The sequence below is a fragment of the Parvibaculum sp. genome, assembly GCF_049672805.1.
Classification (GTDB): domain Bacteria; phylum Pseudomonadota; class Alphaproteobacteria; order Parvibaculales; family Parvibaculaceae; genus Parvibaculum.
The window spans coordinates 1-2,367 of record NZ_JBATWS010000356.1 but is presented as its reverse complement, the minus strand read 5'-3'; the positions used below and the strand labels follow the sequence as shown (position 1 = coordinate 2,367).

Here is a 2,367-nt window from a genome sequence, read left to right as displayed (position 1 = left end):
CTCTCCCACCGCGAAATATTCGTCACCAGGGCTGCCCGTGCCGATCTGGAAGAAGGTGACGGCTTCGGGCGGCTCCTCAAGGCTCACGGGCGGGCGCAGATAGATGAAGAGAGCGAGCGCAAAGGCCGCCAGAACGCCAAGCCCCGCCAACACCATATTGGCGCTGAGACGCGAGGCCGCCTCCCGCACCGCGAGGGCTGCCTTCCGGGCCTGACCGATCAGCCTGTCCAACTCCATATGCCTTCCGGCCTCCTCGAGAATCTGCGGTTTCCCACCACTCTTATAATTAATCTTTTCTTGACGGCTCTCCCGCAAGATCAGCCATCGAGAAAGGTCCGCCTGCCCACGGGCCTATCCCGTTTCACGAACCGGGACCAAGATCATGAGCCTTTTCATTCGCAAAAGCGCGCCTTCTTCGCCTCACAAGAGCAAGACAGCCTGGCTCGCCGCCACGAGCCTCTGCTCGATCCTCGCCCTTTCGGGTTGCGCCTCGACGGATACCGGCAGCGCCCAGCATGACACAAAGAGTGCCGCAGAAGCACAGGTGAGCGAGCCTGCGCTGCGCGAAGCGGCAATTGAAAGCACCAAGACACAGGATTATGTGGCCGCTGCCGCCTATTGGGGTGCGCTTTACGAGCGCAACGGCAATGACCCGGAAATTGCAGTCAGCTATTCACGCGCGCTGCGCCAGATCGGTTCCATCCAGCAGGCGCTCAATGTGATGCAGCGCAGCCAGGTACTCCATCCGGACCATGCGGATGTAATGGCCGAATATGGCAAGGCGCTGACGGCAAGCGGCAGGCCCGATCAGGCAAGCGCCATGCTCACCGCTGCGGCTCAAAAGATGCCGCGTGACTGGACGATCCTTTCCGCCCTTGGCGTGGCGCTCGACCAGATGGGCCGCTATGACGAGGCCAAGGTGCAATATGACCGCGCGCTTGAGCTTTCGCCGGATAACCCCTCCGTGCTCACCAATCTCGGCCTTTCCCATGCGCTGACAGGCGATCTCGACATGGCGGAGAAGACGCTGCGCCGCGCGGTTGCCAATACATCGGCTGATGCCTATGCGCGGCAAAACCTTGCCATCGTGCTTGGCCTCAAGGGCAATTTCGATGAGGCGGAGCGCCTTGCGCGCACCGATCTTCCGCCCAAGGTTGCCGATGACAATATGGCCTATCTGCGCGCCATGCTCTCGCAACCGGCGCTCTGGAAGCAGATGGAAGAGCTGGACCGCACACCTGCCGCAGCGAGCCCTGCGCCTGCGAAAGCCAGACCCGCGGAAGACAAGGTTTCCACCCTGCCCTCCGATACACGCAGTTCGATCGAGTAAGCCTTAATCCTTCATCAGACAGAGGGGCGCCCGATTTCATCGCGGCGCCCTTTTTCTGCGTGAGAGATGTTCGCGTCAGAGTTCGGCAAGCGTCTTGATGATGGCGGGGCCGAGAATGACGCCGAAAAGGACGGGCAGGAAAAAGACGATCATCGGCACGGTGAGCTTGGGCGGCAGGCCGGCTGCCTTCTTCTCGGCTTCGGCCATACGGATGTCACGGTTTTCCTGTGCCATGACGCGCAGGGCCTGACCAAGTGGCGTGCCGTAGCGTTCTGCCTGAATAAGACTTGTTGCCACCGCCTTCACGCCGGGAAGGCCCGTACGGCGCGCAAGATTTTCATAGGCCATGCGCCGTTCCTGCAGATAGGAAAGCTCTGCCGTGGTGAGCGCGAGTTCTTCTGCGAGTTCCACGGACTGGCTGCCGACTTCCGCCGCCACTTTCTGGAAGGCCGCCTCGATCGACATGCCGGATTCAACGCAGATCAGCAGCAGGTCGAGTGCATCCGGGAATGCCTTCTTGATCGAATCCTGCCGGCGCGCGATCACGTTCTGCACGAAGACGTTCGGCAGATAGAAGCCGATAAAGGCCGCACCGCAAGAGGCCGCAAAGCGCGCCATGGGCGGCAGGCCGAAATCATTGAGGAAGGCGAGATAGAGCAATGTCAGCACAAACAGAACCGGCGGCATGACAAAGCGAAAGAAGATGAACGTATAGATCGGGCCGGGGCCACGAAAACCCGCCTGCCGCAGCTTGTCGCGGATCTCCGCATTTTCCAGCATCCGGCCGCTTGCGAAGCGGTCCACCACTTCCTTCACAAAGCCCTTGGGCGTGTGGCGAAGCCGTGTCTTTTCCTGGGCCAATGCCTCGCGGGCGCGGGCACGCATCGCCTCACGCTCGGTGGAGACATATTTCATGCGTGTGGAAAGCTTGTCAGACGCAAGAAGCGGAAGCGCGAGTGTGATGATCGTCGCAAAGGCAGCCAGCGCCGTCAGCACCATGACGGCATTCTGGATGTTGAACATGCTTTGCGTGAACT

Annotated in this window: 3 protein-coding genes; 1 reads left to right on the top strand and 2 read right to left on the bottom strand. The window is 60.8% G+C overall.

Annotation, left to right across the window (positions count from 1 at the left end; translation table 11 throughout):
• On the bottom strand, positions 1–237 hold a 237-nt coding region (locus WBF74_RS11185; RefSeq protein WP_424439628.1), incomplete at its 3' end, for a hypothetical protein.
• Between the two features lie 145 nt (positions 238–382).
• Here WBF74_RS11185 and WBF74_RS11180 point away from each other — a divergent pair.
• Positions 383–1,330, top strand: coding sequence for a tetratricopeptide repeat protein (locus WBF74_RS11180; RefSeq protein ID WP_424439625.1), 948 nt, complete (start codon positions 383–385; stop codon positions 1,328–1,330).
• A 75-nt stretch (positions 1,331–1,405) separates the two neighbouring features.
• On the opposite strand, the gene WBF74_RS11175 is transcribed toward WBF74_RS11180, so the two are convergent.
• A complete protein-coding gene (locus tag WBF74_RS11175; protein ID WP_424439631.1) occupies positions 1,406–2,353 on the bottom strand; it encodes a type II secretion system F family protein in 948 nt (315 codons plus the stop codon).
• Positions 2,354–2,367 lie beyond the last annotated feature (14 nt).